Below are 15,866 nucleotides of genomic sequence, written 5' to 3' on the forward strand. Positions count from 1 at the left end.
ACGACTCGAGCTCATAGTCCGTTACCCGCCGATCCGCGTTCGCTCTCCGCGATCGGATCGGTCTCCTGGCGGAGTCGTCGGAGATCCCAGGCGACGTCACAGACGACGTGAACGTAGAGCACGACGCCGGTGAGGATCGCCACCGCGACGCTCTCGAGGGCGAACAACGGGACGAGCACCCCGGCGATCAACAGGTGACTCAGGAGACGAGAGAGGACGCCGACGTCGCCGCGGTCGAAGATCCGACGCTGGTCGAGGATCGCTGCGACCGGGTTGGCGAAACAGTAGCGGACCGCAGCCCAGTTGCCGGTCTTCGCGCGGGCGATGAAGAAGTGATCGAGATCGACGACCACGCCGAGGAGCGTCCCGTAGACGACGAGGACGAGGGACGGAACGGCGTGGCCGAAGACGGCAACCGATTCGATGGCGTAGACGAGGACGCTCGAGACGACGAGCGAGATCGCTGCGTGGTGTGTGGAGTAGATCGCGGATCACCCGTCTTCGACGACCACGTCGATCGTCAAAACCGTCCGGTCGGGGGACGCGGTCGGATCGACTCGGTTTCGCTCAGCCGGCGAAGCCGGTGAGGAGCCACTCGCCGTCGTCACCGTCGTCGTCGCCGATGCTAGGGGCACTGACGAGAACGAACGCGCTCTCGTCGTCGCCGTTGTGGATCTGTCGGGTCGACTCCGGCGGAATCCAGAGTGCGTCGCCGGTCTCCATCTCGACTGGGTCGTCGTCGACGACGACCGTCGCGTCTCCTTCGATCAAGACGTACACCTCCTCGTGATCGTTGTCCGTGTGATCGTGCGGACGGCTCTTCCAGCCGGGGTCACAGCGTGCGACCGTCACGCCGACCCGCTCCGTCTCGAGGGGGTCGCTGAGAAAGTGCATCGCACTCGAGACCTGATCGACATCTTCGTAGTTCACCTTCCGGTAAGACATACGGTATCCTTTGACGGGACGACAGTAAAACTACGTGTTCCGTCGCGAATTGGTACGTTCCGCTGTGGTCGTTGACCGCCCAGTACCGCCTCGACACTTTCCCCAACGAAGCGAGCGTTCGCTCGCTACGTCCCTGACGGACTGTTGGTACCGTCATACTGACTGCTGTAAGTCCTTACCGGGGCAACCGCAAGGCGAGGCGCGGTTGCCCCGGTAAATAGTTACAGCAATCCGTATCAATGGTCCTGTGAGATCGGATCGAAGTCGTCGACGGGAATTACGGAGTAATCGACGGTGAGTGCGTCCTGGGTCGCACGGATCTTTCCGACGAACGTCGAGATATCCTCGAGGTCGCCCTCGAGGACGAACAGTTCCATGCAGTAGTGGTCGCCGACGTGGCTGTGGAAGTTCGAGGCGACGAGCTCCTCGTGTTCGTGGCGAAGGTGCATCATGCGTTCTTCGACGCTCGTCGTCTCGTAATCGAACAGTACCGTGACGATCCCCATCAGCTCTCGGTCCTCGAGTCGGGTGTCCTCGAACTCGCCTAAGAGATTTCGCGAGGCTTCCCTGACGACCTCACTTCGACCGGTGTAGCCGTGCTCTTCGGCGAACTGGTCCAGGCGCTCGAGAAGTTCGTCGGGCATCGAGACGCTTACGACTGCCATATAATAACTCAGCGGAAGAATTCTATTAAGCCTTATCATCACGTGGTCCTCGGACAGGAGTGTCGGCTCTGAACCCAACGGGAGCGGCGGAGTGAGCGTCCGACCGGCCACACAAGGTTTTGTCCGTAGGGACCGAGATGGAGGTATGCTCGTCTCACATCGGACCTGGCCCGAACTCCAAGACGTGACCGGGTCGGTCGCCGTGGTCCCGATCGGTTCGACCGAACAACACGGACCACACCTCCCCGAGGGAACCGACTACCTCATCGCCGAAGCGCTCGCACGCGAAGCGAGCGATCGAACGGGCCACCTCTGTACGCCGACGCTTCCGATCGGCGTGAGCAGTCACCATCGCCACTTCCCCGGAACGATGTGGGTCGAACCGCCGGTGTTTCGCGACTTCGTCGAGAGTTTCACACGAAACCTCACCGCCCACGGAATCGACCGGGTCGTCTACGTCAACGCCCACGGCGGGAACGTCGTCCACCTCCGCGAGGTCGGCCGCCGGCTCCAGCAAGATGGAACCGCGTTCGCCATCGAGTGGATGTGGAACGAATCGATCCCCGACCTGATCGACGACGCCTTCGACGTTCTGGGCCCCCACGGCGGGCCGAAAGAGACCGCGATGGTCATGCACATCGCCCCGGACCTCGTCCGCGAGGACCGACTCGAGGATGCCCGCGACGGCGGGGCGACGTTCGAGCACGACGCCGAACGCGTCCACGGGGCGACGACGTTCTACGACACGATCGAACACAGCCCGAACGGCGTCTTCGGCGATCAGACCGACGCAACCCCCGAGATCGGTCAGCAGCTGTTCGAGGCCGCTACGGACCAACTCGAGGCGCTACTCGAGTGGCTCGACGAACGCCCCCTCGAAGAACTCCTCACGGACTCCGATCTCGAGCCCGAACCCGGTCCCTAACCCGTTGGAACGCCCCTTTTCTGCTCGGTTAGCTGCCGTCGACTGCCAGCCAACAGCTATATATCCGACCGGCTATAGGTGCCAGCAAAGCGGTGCACGACGTGATTCCGACAACACTCCGTTCGGATCGACTGCTGCTGGCCGTATCGTTCGCCTGCTTCGCGACAGCCGGTGGGACGACCGTCGCCACCGACGCACTCGTGCCGACGGCCGGTGCGACCACACTCGCAATCGTCGGGGTCTACTGCGTCGCCCGGTACGCAAACCGCGTCTCCAAACGCACGCTCGCCGTCCGCTCGCTTGCGCTCTGGGTCGGATTCCTGGCGATCACCGTCGTTCACGTCGTCGGCGTCGACGTCGTCGCGAGTGCGATCCCCGGCCCAGCCGAGATCCTCGCGCTCTCGCTGTGGGCGATTACGTGGGCGACGCTGTTCGTTGCCTGTTCGACGACTACCTTCCTCGGCTTCCGCGAGTACGGTGCCTCGGGCGGTGCCGAGATACCGGAAGAACAGATTCTCGACGGAGAGAGCTCGGATTACTCCACCCGGTAACTGACCGCGATCCCCTCCCCTAACGGGAGGACGATCGTCTCGAACGCCCGATCGGCGCTCACTCGCTCGAGGTAGTCGGCGATTCCTCGCGTGTGTTCGTTCGGCTCTGGCGGTTCGTCTCGCTTCGCGTTCCGTCGTTCTCGCTGTTCGTCGCTCGAGTCGCCCGCGACGAGCTCGAGGAGCGTCTCGAACTGAATCGGAGCCGCGGTGATCGCGTTGTCCGCGACGATCACGCCGCCGACGGGCACCTTCGGTCGGACGGCCTCGAAGGCGTCGACGTACCGATGTTTCTGGTGGTCGATCAGCACGACGTCGAACGGGCCGTCGTATCGGTCGACGGTTGCCATCGCGTCGCCGAGTTCGTACCGCGCACGGTCGTCGTACCCACCCTCGGCCATGTACGTCCTGGCTAACTCGAGTTCGTCCTCGTGGACTTCGGTGAGAACGATCTCGCCGTCGTCGGGAAGCGCGTCGGCGAACCAGTACGCCGAGTAGCCGTATCCGGACCCGAACTCGAAGATTCGTTCGGCGTCGCTTAACCGTGCGACGAACCGGAGGAACGCGCCGACTTCGGGTCCGACGTGGGGAAACCCCTCCGCGTGGGCAAACTCGTCCATCTCGCGGATCGTGTCGTCTTGCTTCGGGCCGACCGCGCGAACGAAGCGAACGATCTCGTCTGTGAGGATGTCCATGCTCGATGCACGGATTCGACGCCCATAGAAGTATTCACGGACCGACCCACGGCGAAGACGCCGAACGTCGAACCCGCGGGGAATCGAACTGTGGCGGTGGATTTAGTAGTCCGGTCTCCCAGTGTACGAGACGTCAGTGTTCGAGACGGTTGGGTGGGAGTGGCAGTATACCCCGTTTACGCCGATCCTGCTTGCCGCGGGGTCGATTATGGCCTCGATCGGTGTTTACGCCTGGCAAAACCGCGAGGTTACCGGCGCGAGTAGCTTTGCCGCCCTCATGGTCGGGACCGCGCTGTGGGCGATCACCTACGCGTTCCAACTCGCGGGTGCGAACGAAGCGATGATCGGTTTCTGGGCCGACGCGAACCACGTCGGCGTCACGATCGTGCCCGTCGCCTGGTTTTGTTTTACGCTCCAGTTCGCCGCCAGGGACCGCTGGCTGAACCGACGGACGATCCTTGGCCTCTCGGTCGTCCCGGCAGTGTATCTCTTGCTCGTCTCGACGAACCGTTATCACCACCTGGTTCGTGAGCCGATAGAGACGAAACACGTCGCTGACGGAACGCTCGTCGTCTCTCAACACGAGTTCGGCATTGCCTTCTGGGCGCACGCGGCGTACAGTTACACGCTCATGGCCGTCGGAGTCCTGGTACTCACCCATCTGCTGTTCTGGTCGCCTCGCGTCTATCGGCGACAGGTCGGATTGCTGATCGTCGGTGCGGCGATCGCCGGCGCGACGAACGTTCTCTATCACGCCGGCTTCGGCCCTCTCCCGTACGTCGACCTCACGGCGTTCAGCTTCACGATCTCCGGCTTTCTGTTCTTCCTCGCGATCTATCACTACCGGCTGTTCGATCTGACGCCCGTCGCACGGTCGCTGATCGTCGACACCCTTCAGGACGGAATGATCGTCCTGAATACGGACGACCGCGTCGTCGACATAAACGAGTCCGCCGGTCGTCTGCTCGCAGTCGATCCCGACGACGTCATCGGCGACCCGTTCGAGTCGCTGTTTCCGGACGACGGCACGTTCGTCGATCCGACGCGCTACGATCCCACCGAGCGAACTGATGGCGGCGTCACGACCGACCCCGATTCGACGACCGAGCCCTCCTCGGAGACCGGCCGGACGACAGTGCCGCCGCCACTCCTCGAGTTCCCATCCTCTGAGGAATCGGTCGACGTGGGGCCGTCCGTCTCGAGCACTCCAACCGACGAGAGCTCCCCTAACGAAGCGGAGTTCGTCGTCGGTCGCGGAGCGACCCGCCGACATCTGCGACTCACCTCGACTCCCGTCCGCGGCGTCGGCGACGATCTACTCGGTCGATCGATCGTCGTTCGCGACGTAACCGAGACACGGCGACTCCAGGCGGAAGTCGAGGAGACGCTCGAGCGCCTCCGTCGGTCGAACGCCGAACTCGAGTCGTTCGCGGGCGTCGTCTCACACGATCTCCGGGAACCGCTGCGGACGATCGAGCAGTCTCTCTCGATCGTCGAGCCGAACGCGGACGAACTCGACCCCGAACATGCGGAGTTCGTGCGTGTCGCACGGGAAAACGCACAACGCGCCCAGCGGATGATCGCCGACCTGCTCGCATACTCGAAGATCGAACGCGAAACGAACGAGTTCGGCCCCGTCGACTGCGACCGTCTCGTCACGGAAGTCCTCGATGGGCTCCGGTTCGAGATCGACGACCGGAACGCGACGGTCGACGTCGACGAGCTGCCGACGGTTCACGGGGTCGACCACCTGCTTCGACGACTCTTCCAGAACCTGCTTGCGAACGCACTCGAGTACAGCGGCGACGAGCCTCCGGAGATCACGGTCTCGGGGGAACGAAATGGATCTACCTGGGTGTTTACCGTCCAGGATTCGGGCGTCGGAATCGCTCCCGAGTATGCCGATCGGGTGTTCGATCTCTTCGAACGCGGTGATCGGACGAGCGACGGCGGGGGAACCGGGATGGGACTTGCGATCTGCGAGAAGATCGTTGCGATCCACGACGGGCGGATCGACGTCGACTCGACTCCCGGCGTCGGGACGTCGATCACGTTCGAGATTCCGATCGAGCCACCGACCGAGTGATTACGTCCACGGGAACGGATAGCCGTCACGTACTGGCCGGGTGCACGTCGATCCGGGCAGCGGAGAGATCGTGACCGGTATCCTTTTTGCGTCCACGAACCGTTCATCCACTCGAAATGTCAGCGGAACACTCCCTCGTCGAGTCCGTCGACAACCTGGTGTACGAACCGACGCAGGTTCACGAACACGGGATCGATCTGACGGTCAGCGCCGTCTACGAGGTCGCCTCACCCGGCCGAATCGACTTCGGCGGCGACGAACTCGAGGACGCCGACCTCGAGCCGATGCCAACGGAGCCTCGGAACCCCGACGACGAGTTCGGCTGGTGGAATCTCGAGGGCGGCCAGTACGTCGTCCAGCACAACGAGTTCCTGACCGACCTCGAGGAGTCGCTCCAGCTTCAGCCCCGGAACGAACTCCTCGCTCGCGGTGGCTCTCACCCGTCGATGCTGGTCGCATCCCATCTGCCGTTGATCCCGCTTTCGGTCGCGGACGGCGGGCTTCGAATCAAGGAGAACGCCCGCATCTCGACGCTCGTTCCGATCGGAGCCGACGACGGCGGAACGGTCGACGCTGAAGGCGTCGACTCCATCGAGTGACGGGATCGGAACTGCGACCCCGTACCGTTTCACGCCCACCGTACCGTTTTACACACTGATCGCACCGCTCACGGATCACTTCCTCCCCGTTTCCATCGTGGTTCTCGTTCAGCCGTCCACTCCGAACCGGGCTCTCGTCGTGCGATCAGGTGTGCATCGACGTGCAGTGGCGACTCTCGCTCGAGTTCGATCGGGGAAAACGAGGATGCCCTACCCGCTAGTGAAGGTCGATCGGCCGATCCGCAGAGACGCAGTCAACTCCCCGCAGCCCGAGTAACATCGCGGTCAACGGCCGTTCGACCGTCCAGGCGTGAACCTCGAGGCCGACGGCTTTCGCCCGGGAGACGAGTCGCGTACCCAGACACCGCCAGTAGTTCGCACCGATGACGTCGCAGTCGAGTTCGACCGCCGTCGTCACCGGCGATTCGAGTCGGCGGCTGACGAGCAAACCGGTCGGCTGAGTTGGATCGAGGTCGCGGATCGTCCGGAGCTCCTGACGGAGAAACGACGTGGCGACGACGCGGTTCTCGACGCCCTCGAGTACCCCGAGAACGTCGGCGGCGATGCCTGGCGCTTTCATCTCGAGGTTGACCTCGACGGTCGACGGGATGGCCTCGAGCATCTCTTCCAGTGTCGGGATTCGTTCGTCGGATTCGAGGATGGTGTGGGTTTTGAGTTCCTCGAGGGAACTGTCGGCGACGGTTCCGATACCGCCCGTCACGCGGTCGATGGTTTCGTCGTGAATGACGACGAGTTCTCCGGATCCACACCGACGAACGTCGAACTCGACGGCGTCGGCGTATTCGGTCGCCGATCGAACCGCGACGATCGTATTCTCCGGCGATTCCGAGGCGAATCCGCGATGAGCGATCAATCGCATTCCGTACGTAGCCGAAGGGACGATGATAATATATACTATCGGGGAGCCGGGAACGACGGTAACATAGGGGACAGCCCCCAACAGAAGTCCCACGTGCGCTCGTTCCAAACCGTTTAGCAAGTACTCTTAAACGGATTCCGTGAATACGGGCGAACGAGGACGGTGTCGAATGTTGCGTATGCGTTCTCGACCGACGATGCACGTGGAGATTGACGATGAGTGACCGATTCGAGGGGCCGATCGAAATACTGCACGTCGAGGACAACCCAGGGGATGTCCGCCTCCTTCGGGACGCTTTCGACGAATCGTCGACAGCGGTGACGATTCGCGTCGCCACTGACGGCGAGGCAGCCTTCGAGGAACTCGGCGTCCGGAACGAAGCCGGTCCACCCTCTCTCCCCCATCTCGTTCTTCTCGATCTCGACCTCCCGCGAACCGACGGGTTCGAGTTCCTCGAGACCGTTCGATCGAAACCGGTTCTCGCGCACCTTCCAGTGTTGGTCCTGACCGATTCGGAGGCTAACGAAGACGTCCTCGAGAGTTACGAACTCGCAGCGAATGCCTACCTGACCAAACCAACCGATCCCGACGAGTACGGTGAGATGGTAAACTCCGTGGTCGAGTTCTGGTTCGAACAGGTGATGCTTCCACCACCGAAGACGTATCAGAGCACCTGATCCGGGCTGGGATGTCCCTCGAACTGCTCCGGAATCCGCCGGAACTGACTTACGCCAGTCCGTATCACACACCGCTATGTCCCCACAGACAACGTTCGACGTAACGTTCGACGGAACCGTCGCCGTGATCACCGGTGCGAGCGGCGCTCTCGGTAGTGCGGCGGTCGATCGGTTTCGCGCCGCTGGCGCGACCGTCTGCGGTGTCGATGTCGTCGAGCCCGACGACGACAGTGTACTCGAGCGCGAGGGAGATTCGGCGTTCGAGTTCCACCAGGCAGATCTGACGGACGAAGATGACGTGTCGGCGCTCGTCGCCGATATCGTCGACGACCACGGTCGGATCGATCACCTGCTCAACGTCGCTGGAACCTGGCGCGGCGGCGACCCGATCGAGGAGACCGACCTGTCCGAGTTCGATCTCCTGATGAACGTCAACCTGAAAACCGCGTTTCTCGCGTCGAAACACGCCCTTCCCCACTTACAGGAATCCGAGGGATCGATCGTCAGCGTGAGCGCACGTTCGTCGCTCGAGGGCGGCGACGGCGACGGACCGTACCGGATCACGAAAGCCGGTATTCGGCTACTGACCGAGACGATCGCCGAGGAGAATCGTGGACGCGTTCGAGCGAACTGCGTGATGCCGAGCGTGATCGACACGCCGGCGAACCGCGAGATGATGCCCGACGCCGATCACGGGAGCTGGGTCGACCCGGCCGAAATCGCCGACGTGATGGCCGTTCTCTGTAGCGACGCCACGACCGTTACCAGCGGTGGCGCGGTGCCAGTGTACGGTGATGCGTAACGAGCCACATATGTATTCACCCCATACGATATAAACACAATCACCACCAACAGTTATATATTTGAGCGGAATCCGTTCGAGTGACAATGAGATCACAGGAGCGGGTCCCAGCCGAACGGCTCGAACCGGTGCCCGACCAACTCGAATCCGCCCAGGCCAAACTCGTGTACGTCTATCTCGAGACGACCGGCGGTGCAACGGTCGACGAACTGGGGCGAGCGCTGTCGCTGAAGAAAATCGACGTGTTGAGTGTGCTCCACTCGCTGACGAGTAGGGGCCTCCTCGAAAAAGACGGTACGACGTACGTCGTCGCCGACTGATACGGATTACTGTCAGTCGGTACCGGCGAACCCGCAGAGAGGTCGCGGGTTCGCCGGTCCATCGGTACAGCAATCCGTATGAGACGGCCTCCGATAACCGAGCGTCTTCGTAGCGACGTCCATCCGGTAGTGTTATGGGGGCGACACGTAAGCGGCGGCCCCCTACGCCCGATGGACGCTCAGTACGTCTCGAGGTAGCGGTCGAGTTCCCACTGGGAGACGTCGACGAGGTAGTCCTCGAACTCCTGGGATTTGGCCTCGATGAACTTGGGGCCGACGTGTTCGCCGAGGGCCTCGAGGACGACCTCGTCCTCTTCTAAGGCGTCGACGGCCTCGCCGAGGTTCGACGGCAGCGTCTCGATGCCGTACTCCTCGCGTTTCTCCTCGTCGAACTCGTAGATGTTCTCGCGAACCGGGTCGGGGCACTCGAGGTCCTTCTCGATGCCGTCGAGACCCGCGTGAAGCATGACGGCGAACGCGAGGTACGGGTTACACGACGGGTCGGGGAAGCGAGCTTCGATGCGCGAGGCCGCCGGAACGCGTGCGGCGGGCTTGCGGATCAGCGCCGAGCGGTTGCGGTCGGACCACGCGACGTAGACGGGTGCCTCGTAGCCGGGCACCAGACGCTTGTAGCTGTTGACCGTCGGGTTCGTCACGGCGGTGATCGCGGGCGCGTGCTCTAAGATACCCGCGAGGTAGGAGTGGGCGGTGTCGGAGAGGTCGAACTCGTCGTCCTCGTCGTGGAAGGCGTTCTCGCCGTCCTCGGTGAACAGCGACTGGTGGGTGTGCATGCCCGAGCCGTTGATCTTCGGGATCGGTTTGGGCATGAACGTCGCGTGGAGGTCGTGTTGGGCGGCGATTGCACGGACGACGGTGCGGAACGTCGCGACGTTGTCGGCCGTCGAGAGTGCGTCGTCGTACTCGAAGTTGATCTCGTACTGACCGCGGGCGACCTCGTGGTGGCTGGCTTCGATCTCGAAGCCCATCTCCTCGAGTCCGTAGATGATATCCCGTCGGACGTCGCTTGCGAGGTCCTTGGGGGCGACGTCGAAGTAGCCGCCGTGGTCGGCGGTTTCGGTCGTCGCGTAGCCGTCCTCGTCCTCTTCGAACATGAAGAACTCGGGTTCGGGTGCGAAGTTGACCTCGTAGCCCATCTCCTCGGCGCGCTCGATGGCGTCTTTCAGGACGCGACGCGGGTCGCCCTCGAACGGTTCGCCCGTGGAGGTATCGTAAACGTCACAGATCATCCGACCGGCGGCGCTATCGTCTTTCTGTCTCCAGGGCAGAACCGCGAACGTCTCCGGGTCGGGAACCAGACGCATGTCCGATTCCTGGATGCGGACGAAGCCCTCGATGGAGGAGCCGTCGAAGTAGATGCCCTCGGCGAACGCCTTCTCGGCCTGGCGTGCGGGGACGGCGACGTTCTTGACCGTTCCCAGGATATCGGTAAACTGTAATCGAAGGAAGTCGACGCCCTTTTCTTCGATTTCGTCCAGTACCGCCTGTTCTGCCGAAGTCAGGTTGTCACCTGTCATCTTATGCTCGAGTCAACCAATGGATTCTACTATTAAAGCTCTGCTGTTGTGGGCGAATATCCTTGAAACGGCTCAAAACACCACTATTGTTCAATTTTCATCCTCTATCTCTACGTTCATCACGCTAATCGAACGACTGGCCGGAACCAGGTTGACGATCGAAAATAATTCACCAGAACTGCGGTTTACATCCACACAAATATCGGCGATCGTCGTCGGTTTCGGCCTCGGCCCCGACAGAGTGGTACCGGTTCGACTGACGGCGATGGACACGATAGAAAACGAGACGTTCGCCGCCAGAGTGACGACGGTTCTTACCGTTCACCGCCAACGTAGGACGGGCGTTCGGCGTACTCGATCGGATCCCGAACGCCGAGTCGTTGAAACGCCTGCAGTCGGTAGGCACAGGCGTCACAGGTTCCGCAAGCGGGCCGATCCTCGCGGTAACAACTCCAGGTGTGCTCGAACGGCACTTCGAGCTCGAGTCCCCGTTTTGCGATTTCCGTCTTCGACCGATCCACGAACGGCACCTCGATGGCGATCTCGGTTTCGGGTTTCGTCCCGACGTCGACGACGCGCTGGAAGGCGTCGAAAAACGCCGGTCGGCAGTCCGGATACCCGGAAAAATCTTCGCTGTGTGCGCCGACGAAGACGGCCTCGCAGTCGGTGGCCTCGGCGTAGGAAACTGCCATCGAGAGCAGGTTCGCGTTCCGGAAGGGGACGTACGACGACGGAATCTCCTCACGGTCGACGTCGGCATCCTCGACGGTCATCTCGTCGTCGGTGAGACTCGAGGCACCGATCTCGGCCAGGTGACCCGTCTCGACTCGCAGGAAGTCGGCCACTTCGAGTTCCCTGGCGATCGTCCGAGCGCACTCGAGTTCGCGGTGTTCGGTGCGCTGGCCGTAGGAGGTGTGCAAGGCGTAGACGTCGTAGCCTCGGTCGCGTGCTTCGTAGGCGACGGTGGTACTGTCCATCCCGCCCGAAAGGAGGACGACCGCGCCAGGGCGGTCGTCTCCCGTGGATTGGTCGGTGGGGACGAAGTCGGAATCGGTACTCGTGTCGGTTGCCATCGATTTTCGGGTCACGTTTCGGGGGCGTCGTTCCAGAGGTCGACGTGCAGTCGGGGGGAGTATCGAAACCCGTGGCTCAACGCGAGTTCCGCGACGCGTGTCCGCGTCTCCGCGAGTCGCTCTCGGGTCGCCCCCTCGGGCATCAGAAGGACGTCTTCGTCTCGGACCGTCGCGTCGGTCGTCTCTCGAAGCGCGGAGAGCAGTTCGAGAATTTCCGCGAGGTCGTCGTCGCCGGTAACGACGAACTTGAGCTGACAGTCGGTCGATTCGACGAGGTTCGAGAGCGACTCGAGGTCGATTCGCTTCTCTTCGTGGCGGCTCTCCCACTCGCCTGCACCGTCGGCCGTCGGCGACCGATCAGGCGTTGGCGTACTGGTGGCGAGCTTTGGGCTGATCGATGCGAGATCGATCGGCGCGTCCCGATAGATCGTTCCGTTCGTCTCGACGGTGGTATGGTACCCCCTGTCGGCGAATTTCTCGAGGAGGTCGACGCTCCGATCGTGGATCAGGGGTTCGCCGCCGGTCAACACGACGTGGTCGACCCCGTACGATTCGACCTCGGCGAGGATTTCCTCGAGACCGAGCCAGACGTGAGTCGGCTCCCAGGAGGTGTGAGAGGAGTCACAGAACCAACACCGGAGATTGCAACCGCTCGTCCGGACGAACGCCGAGGGGACGCCAGCGAGCGTTCCCTCTCCTTGCAGCGAGCAAAAGAGCTCGTTGATCGGCAGTCTCTCGTCGTCGACGTTCCCTCCGAGCGTCCTTCCGTCAGCGATACCGGTGCCGTCGACGTCGGTGCTGTCGGAGACGGGCATCTCAGCGAGCGGTCTCCCCGCAAAGTTCGCGCGTCTCGTCGACCCGTACGGAGACGCCGTGAACGTTCTCCGGCAGAGCGCGCTCGAGTTTCCTCTCCAGGACGACGCTCATCACCTCCGCAGTCGGCGGATGATCGAGAACGACAACCGCGTCGCCGTCGCCGCTTTCGTGGAAGGCGTCGATCAACGGATCGCCCCGCTCCAAGAGGAACGTGTGGTCCCACTCCTCGATGACGTCCGTGACGTCGCCTTTGTCGACGATCCACCCCTCAGCCGTGAGTTCCCCCTCGAGTGTCACGGCGATTTCGTAGTTGTGTCCGTGCGGGCGGGCGCAGTTCCCGTCGTGGTGGAGGAGTCGATGTCCCGTGCTGATTCGAATCGGCCGGTCGTGACCGACGTGGATCGTTCGCGGGGTTCCGGCGACTGACTCGTCGACCGCTGCCGCCGAGCCATCTCCAAGTATTCCCTGAGTCATACTCGAGTATTCTCATACGATTACTTAAAGCTACTCGACGACCGTAATCGATTCACGACACCGGCGCGCAGGCCTATCTTCGAGGGGCTGCCCAACTGGGTATGAATTAACTGGAGGCTCTACTAGTGGCGTTCCAAACCTGCACTGGTGGGTGGAACCGATGGCGGTCGTCTCGTTTCACCCATCAGTCGACGTTTGGAACGGTACTAGTCACCGAGCTGATCTTGCAGTTGGTTTTTCGCCTCGGTCCGTCGCTTCCGGGAGAACTCCGGTTGGTCGCCCGAGAAGTCGACCTCGAGTTCGTCGACCGTCCGTCGATAAATGTTCGTTCGACGACCCTCCTCGGAGAGCTTGCGTCCCTCGCAGGTTAGCAGGCCTGCGTCGACGAGTTCCTCGATGCGACGGTAACAGGTCGCGATCGGGATCTCGATATCTTCACTCAACGCCTGGGCCGACTTGGGGGTCCCTGCAGCACAGAGAATCTCGGCACTGTACTTGTTACCGAGCGCCGAGAGGACACCAGCCGGATCCGAGTCGGTTCGTTTCGAACGAGGCATCGTTGTAGTATTTTAAATTATCAAGATTGAATCTTGTGGTTCGTGTGACCGTCACGACAGGGTACGAAAGATGGCGAGATGCCTTTGGCGAACCGGGTCGAACGGGTCGATATGAACACCGCAGTCGTTACGGTCGGAGACGAACTGCTCGCGGGACGGACGACGGATACGAACGCCACGTGGCTCTGCGAGCAACTCGCCACACGCGGTGTGACGGTCGAACGGGTCACTACCGTTCCCGACCGGGTCGGAGACATCGCCCGCGTCGTCAACGAGTATCGAGCCGAGTACGACGCGGTGATCGTCACCGGCGGGCTCGGTCCGACACACGACGACGTGACGATGGACGGAGTCGCTGCTGCGCTCGGAACCGACCTGACGGAACACGAAGACGCCGATGCCTGGCTCGAAAAACAGGGTTACTCCCACGCGGACCTGACCGAGGGGACGACGGAGTTACCGGCCGGCGCACGCCCACTCCACAACGAGGTCGGCGTCGCGCCGGGTGCGGCTCTCGAGGGAGTGTACGTACTTCCCGGCGTGCCGGACGAAATGCGGGCGATGTTCGAGACGATCGAGTCCGAGTTCGTCGGGACGCCGACCCACCGGGCGGTCGTCGTCGCGGACGAACCCGAGAGCGCCTTGCTGGATCGCCTCGAACGACTGCGCGAGGAGTTCGACGTCTCCGTTGGGAGCTATCCGGGGGAGTCCGTCCGGGTCGAGATCGAAAACGTGAACGAAACGACCGTCCGCGAAGCAGCCTCGTGGCTTCGTAACCGCGTCGAAACGACCGACGACGGTCGGTAGCAGCTATCGGTACAGGTAGACGAGCCAGACGACGGTGACGAGCACCGCCAGGAGCAACGTTCCCCAGCCGACCAGATCCATGGGCAATACTGGCTCCGCGTTGAGAATACCGTTGGTGAGTTCGGTCATATGCGTGGATCACTGCCCATCCCTCTTAGTCTTTCAGAAACGACGCCGTGGGGAGATCCACACGGCTTTAGGAGTGTCTCACCTATGCTCGAGCATGGAATCGATCGGCGTCGTAGTTAATCCGATCGCGGGAATGGGTGGACGGGTCGGTCTGAAGGGGACCGACGACACTCTCGAGGAGGCCAAACACCGCGGCGCGGAGGCGCGCGCACCGGATCGGGCCCGCGAGGCGCTCGAGTCGCTCTCCAGTCGCCTGCCGACGCTCAGCGTCTACACTGCCGCCGGCGTGATGGGTGAGTACGCTGCGGTGGACGCGGGATACGAGCCCGAGGTGGTGTACGATCCGTCGGCCGACGGGAGCGGTGCCGACGTCGAAGGCGACCCGTCTAGCAGGGATCGACGCGAGGCCGACGGGCCACCGAGCGAGATCGATCCGGCGGAGGCTGGTACGACCGCGGCGGATACCCACCAGGCCGTTCGAGCGTTCCTCGAGTGTGGGGTCGACCTGATCCTCTTCGTCGGCGGCGACGGAACCGCCACCGATGTCGCCACGACGCTCGAGGAAGAGGGGGCGAACGTTCCGATCCTCGGGGTTCCTGCTGGCGTCAAGATCTACTCGTCAGTGTTCGCCGTGACTCCCGGGAACGTCGGCAGGACTCTCGCCGAGTTCGATCGCGTCGAACCCAGGGAGGTCAACGACATCGACGAGGCCGCCTATCGGGAAGGTGAGGTTAAATCCCGTCTCGAAGCCGTCGCAGATGTCCCGGTCGCGCCGACCGTTCAGTCGAGCAAACAGCTCGCCAGTGGCAGCGTCGACACCCTGGCCGAGGGGGTCGCCCGCGATATCGATCCCGATCGGACGTACGTCTTCGGCCCGGGCGGGACGGTCGGCGCGATCGAGGCAGAACTCGAAATCGACGCGTCACCTCTCGGCGTCGACGTCTGGCGGGACGGAGAACTGCTCGTCCGCGACGGTGCCGAAGCCGACGTTCTCGAGGTGCTCGAGGATCCAGTGACGATCGTGGTCTCGCCGATCGGCGGCCAGGGGTTCGTCTTCGGCCGCGGGAACCACCAGATTTCGCCGGCGGTGATCGATCGAGCCGACGACATCGAAATCGTCGCGACCGGCGCGAAACTCGACGGTCTCGAGATGTTGCGAACCGATACGGACGACGAATCGATCGACGAGGATCTCAGGGGCTGGACACACGTTCGGACGGGGCGGTTTACGACTCGGTTGATCCGACTCGTCTAATCTCGATCACAGAGCGATCGGAGCGACCACGTGTGATATTCACCTAGGTCGATAGATTTTGTATAAGGGATAGGTCGA

General features: G+C 62.5%; 21 protein-coding genes. 10 read left to right on the top strand and 11 right to left on the bottom strand.

Features of this window, described 5'->3' with window-relative positions; genetic code table 11:
• Positions 1-11 precede the first annotated feature (11 nt).
• Positions 12-353 (bottom strand): hypothetical protein, encoded by a 342-nt coding sequence (locus tag FYC77_RS02300; RefSeq protein ID WP_149079892.1) that lies wholly within the window; start codon positions 351-353, stop codon positions 12-14.
• On the opposite strand from FYC77_RS02300, the gene FYC77_RS02305 reads away from it, so the two are divergent.
• Entirely contained in the window at positions 333-587 is a 255-nt protein-coding gene (locus FYC77_RS02305; RefSeq protein ID WP_149079893.1) for a hypothetical protein, read from the top strand. The two genes, FYC77_RS02300 and FYC77_RS02305, sit on opposite strands and share 21 nt — an antisense overlap.
• Here the strand turns inward: FYC77_RS02305 and FYC77_RS02310 are convergent.
• Positions 568-945, bottom strand: coding sequence for a cupin domain-containing protein (locus FYC77_RS02310; protein WP_149079894.1), 378 nt, complete (start codon positions 943-945; stop codon positions 568-570). The two genes, FYC77_RS02305 and FYC77_RS02310, sit on opposite strands and share 20 nt — an antisense overlap.
• Before the next feature lie 236 nt (positions 946-1,181).
• Positions 1,182-1,610, bottom strand: coding sequence for a nickel-responsive transcriptional regulator NikR (gene nikR / locus FYC77_RS02315; RefSeq protein WP_149079895.1), 429 nt, complete (start codon positions 1,608-1,610; stop codon positions 1,182-1,184).
• Between the two features lie 145 nt (positions 1,611-1,755).
• On the opposite strand from nikR, the gene FYC77_RS02320 reads away from it, so the two are divergent.
• A complete protein-coding gene (locus tag FYC77_RS02320; protein WP_149079896.1) occupies positions 1,756-2,535 on the top strand; it encodes a creatininase family protein in 780 nt (259 codons plus the stop codon).
• 92 nt (positions 2,536-2,627) lie between these two features.
• Positions 2,628-3,086: a hypothetical protein gene (locus tag FYC77_RS02325; protein ID WP_149079897.1), complete on the top strand. Its 459-nt coding sequence runs from the start codon at positions 2,628-2,630 to the stop codon at positions 3,084-3,086.
• Here the strand turns inward: FYC77_RS02325 and FYC77_RS02330 are convergent.
• Positions 3,071-3,778 (bottom strand): O-methyltransferase, encoded by a 708-nt coding sequence (locus FYC77_RS02330; protein ID WP_149079898.1) that lies wholly within the window; start codon positions 3,776-3,778, stop codon positions 3,071-3,073. The genes FYC77_RS02325 and FYC77_RS02330 overlap by 16 nt on opposite strands.
• Before the next feature lie 121 nt (positions 3,779-3,899).
• On the opposite strand from FYC77_RS02330, the gene FYC77_RS02335 reads away from it, so the two are divergent.
• Both FYC77_RS02335 and FYC77_RS02340 read left to right on the top strand, forming a co-directional pair.
• Positions 3,900-5,864 (top strand): histidine kinase N-terminal 7TM domain-containing protein, encoded by a 1,965-nt coding sequence (locus FYC77_RS02335; RefSeq protein ID WP_149079899.1) that lies wholly within the window; start codon positions 3,900-3,902, stop codon positions 5,862-5,864.
• Between the two features lie 116 nt (positions 5,865-5,980).
• A complete protein-coding gene (locus FYC77_RS02340) occupies positions 5,981-6,463 on the top strand; it encodes a dCTP deaminase/dUTPase family protein (RefSeq protein ID WP_149079900.1) in 483 nt (160 codons plus the stop codon).
• Between the two features lie 217 nt (positions 6,464-6,680).
• Here FYC77_RS02340 and FYC77_RS02345 read toward each other — a convergent pair whose 3' ends face one another.
• The gene (locus tag FYC77_RS02345; protein WP_149079901.1) at positions 6,681-7,343 is read right to left on the bottom strand and encodes a glycerophosphodiester phosphodiesterase; all 663 of its coding nucleotides are present in this window, start codon (positions 7,341-7,343) and stop codon (positions 6,681-6,683) included.
• A gap of 215 nt (positions 7,344-7,558) precedes the next feature.
• On the opposite strand from FYC77_RS02345, the gene FYC77_RS02350 reads away from it, so the two are divergent.
• From FYC77_RS02350 to FYC77_RS02360, 3 genes are all read left to right on the top strand, one after another.
• A complete protein-coding gene (locus FYC77_RS02350) occupies positions 7,559-8,020 on the top strand; it encodes a response regulator (RefSeq protein ID WP_149079902.1) in 462 nt (153 codons plus the stop codon).
• A 76-nt stretch (positions 8,021-8,096) separates the two neighbouring features.
• Positions 8,097-8,822: an SDR family oxidoreductase gene (locus FYC77_RS02355; protein WP_149079903.1), complete on the top strand. Its 726-nt coding sequence runs from the start codon at positions 8,097-8,099 to the stop codon at positions 8,820-8,822.
• 86 nt (positions 8,823-8,908) lie between these two features.
• On the top strand, positions 8,909-9,142 hold the full coding sequence (locus FYC77_RS02360) for a MarR family transcriptional regulator (protein WP_149079904.1): 234 nt from the start codon (positions 8,909-8,911) through the stop codon (positions 9,140-9,142).
• Between the two features lie 179 nt (positions 9,143-9,321).
• On the opposite strand, the gene glnA is transcribed toward FYC77_RS02360, so the two are convergent.
• The 5 genes from glnA to FYC77_RS02385 form a co-directional block, all read right to left on the bottom strand.
• On the bottom strand, positions 9,322-10,677 hold the full coding sequence (gene glnA, locus FYC77_RS02365; protein ID WP_149079905.1) for a type I glutamate--ammonia ligase: 1,356 nt from the start codon (positions 10,675-10,677) through the stop codon (positions 9,322-9,324).
• A 314-nt stretch (positions 10,678-10,991) separates the two neighbouring features.
• Entirely contained in the window at positions 10,992-11,750 is a 759-nt protein-coding gene (queC, locus tag FYC77_RS02370; protein ID WP_149079906.1) for a 7-cyano-7-deazaguanine synthase QueC, read from the bottom strand.
• Positions 11,751-11,761: 11 nt separating this feature from the next.
• On the bottom strand, positions 11,762-12,565 hold the full coding sequence (locus tag FYC77_RS02375; protein WP_149079907.1) for a 7-carboxy-7-deazaguanine synthase QueE: 804 nt from the start codon (positions 12,563-12,565) through the stop codon (positions 11,762-11,764).
• Position 12,566: 1 nt separating this feature from the next.
• Complete coding sequence (locus tag FYC77_RS02380) at positions 12,567-13,040, bottom strand: 6-pyruvoyl trahydropterin synthase family protein (protein ID WP_149079908.1); 474 nt, start codon at positions 13,038-13,040, stop codon at positions 12,567-12,569.
• Positions 13,041-13,246: 206 nt separating this feature from the next.
• Positions 13,247-13,597 (bottom strand): winged helix-turn-helix domain-containing protein, encoded by a 351-nt coding sequence (locus tag FYC77_RS02385; RefSeq protein WP_149079909.1) that lies wholly within the window; start codon positions 13,595-13,597, stop codon positions 13,247-13,249.
• 111 nt (positions 13,598-13,708) lie between these two features.
• Here FYC77_RS02385 and FYC77_RS02390 point away from each other — a divergent pair, with 111 nt between their 5' ends.
• Entirely contained in the window at positions 13,709-14,404 is a 696-nt protein-coding gene (locus FYC77_RS02390) for a competence/damage-inducible protein A (protein WP_149079910.1), read from the top strand.
• Positions 14,405-14,407: 3 nt separating this feature from the next.
• Here the strand turns inward: FYC77_RS02390 and FYC77_RS20840 are convergent, their stop codons facing one another.
• Positions 14,408-14,533: a hypothetical protein gene (locus tag FYC77_RS20840; RefSeq protein ID WP_274381022.1), complete on the bottom strand. Its 126-nt coding sequence runs from the start codon at positions 14,531-14,533 to the stop codon at positions 14,408-14,410.
• Between the two features lie 94 nt (positions 14,534-14,627).
• Between FYC77_RS20840 and FYC77_RS02395 the strand changes: the two genes are divergently transcribed.
• Complete coding sequence (locus FYC77_RS02395; protein ID WP_149079911.1) at positions 14,628-15,788, top strand: ATP-NAD kinase family protein; 1,161 nt, start codon at positions 14,628-14,630, stop codon at positions 15,786-15,788.
• Positions 15,789-15,866: the final 78 nt, after the last annotated feature.

The organism is Natrialba swarupiae (genome assembly GCF_008245225.1).
In the GTDB taxonomy this organism is placed as follows: domain Archaea; phylum Halobacteriota; class Halobacteria; order Halobacteriales; family Natrialbaceae; genus Natrarchaeobius; species Natrarchaeobius swarupiae.

Excerpts from the sequence above, each read along its gene's own strand:
- FYC77_RS02345 (WP_149079901.1), bottom strand. The coding sequence starts at position 7,343 with ATGCGATTGATCGCTCATCGCGGATTCGCCTCGGAATCGCCGGAGAAT.
- FYC77_RS02350 (WP_149079902.1), top strand. The coding sequence starts at position 7,559 with ATGAGTGACCGATTCGAGGGGCCGATCGAAATACTGCACGTCGAGGAC.
- queC (WP_149079906.1), bottom strand. The coding sequence starts at position 11,750 with ATGGCAACCGACACGAGTACCGATTCCGACTTCGTCCCCACCGACCAA.
- FYC77_RS02390 (WP_149079910.1), top strand. The coding sequence starts at position 13,709 with ATGAACACCGCAGTCGTTACGGTCGGAGACGAACTGCTCGCGGGACGG.
- FYC77_RS20840 (WP_274381022.1), bottom strand. The coding sequence starts at position 14,533 with ATGACCGAACTCACCAACGGTATTCTCAACGCGGAGCCAGTATTGCCC.
- glnA (WP_149079905.1), bottom strand. The coding sequence starts at position 10,677 with ATGACAGGTGACAACCTGACTTCGGCAGAACAGGCGGTACTGGACGAA.
- FYC77_RS02340 (WP_149079900.1), top strand. The coding sequence starts at position 5,981 with ATGTCAGCGGAACACTCCCTCGTCGAGTCCGTCGACAACCTGGTGTAC.
- nikR (WP_149079895.1), bottom strand. The coding sequence starts at position 1,610 with ATGGCAGTCGTAAGCGTCTCGATGCCCGACGAACTTCTCGAGCGCCTG.
- FYC77_RS02320 (WP_149079896.1), top strand. The coding sequence starts at position 1,756 with ATGCTCGTCTCACATCGGACCTGGCCCGAACTCCAAGACGTGACCGGG.
- FYC77_RS02360 (WP_149079904.1), top strand. The coding sequence starts at position 8,909 with ATGAGATCACAGGAGCGGGTCCCAGCCGAACGGCTCGAACCGGTGCCC.
- FYC77_RS02395 (WP_149079911.1), top strand. The coding sequence starts at position 14,628 with ATGGAATCGATCGGCGTCGTAGTTAATCCGATCGCGGGAATGGGTGGA.
- FYC77_RS02310 (WP_149079894.1), bottom strand. The coding sequence starts at position 945 with ATGTCTTACCGGAAGGTGAACTACGAAGATGTCGATCAGGTCTCGAGT.
- FYC77_RS02330 (WP_149079898.1), bottom strand. The coding sequence starts at position 3,778 with ATGGACATCCTCACAGACGAGATCGTTCGCTTCGTTCGCGCGGTCGGC.
- FYC77_RS02385 (WP_149079909.1), bottom strand. The coding sequence starts at position 13,597 with ATGCCTCGTTCGAAACGAACCGACTCGGATCCGGCTGGTGTCCTCTCG.
- FYC77_RS02355 (WP_149079903.1), top strand. The coding sequence starts at position 8,097 with ATGTCCCCACAGACAACGTTCGACGTAACGTTCGACGGAACCGTCGCC.
- FYC77_RS02380 (WP_149079908.1), bottom strand. The coding sequence starts at position 13,040 with ATGACTCAGGGAATACTTGGAGATGGCTCGGCGGCAGCGGTCGACGAG.
- FYC77_RS02375 (WP_149079907.1), bottom strand. The coding sequence starts at position 12,565 with ATGCCCGTCTCCGACAGCACCGACGTCGACGGCACCGGTATCGCTGAC.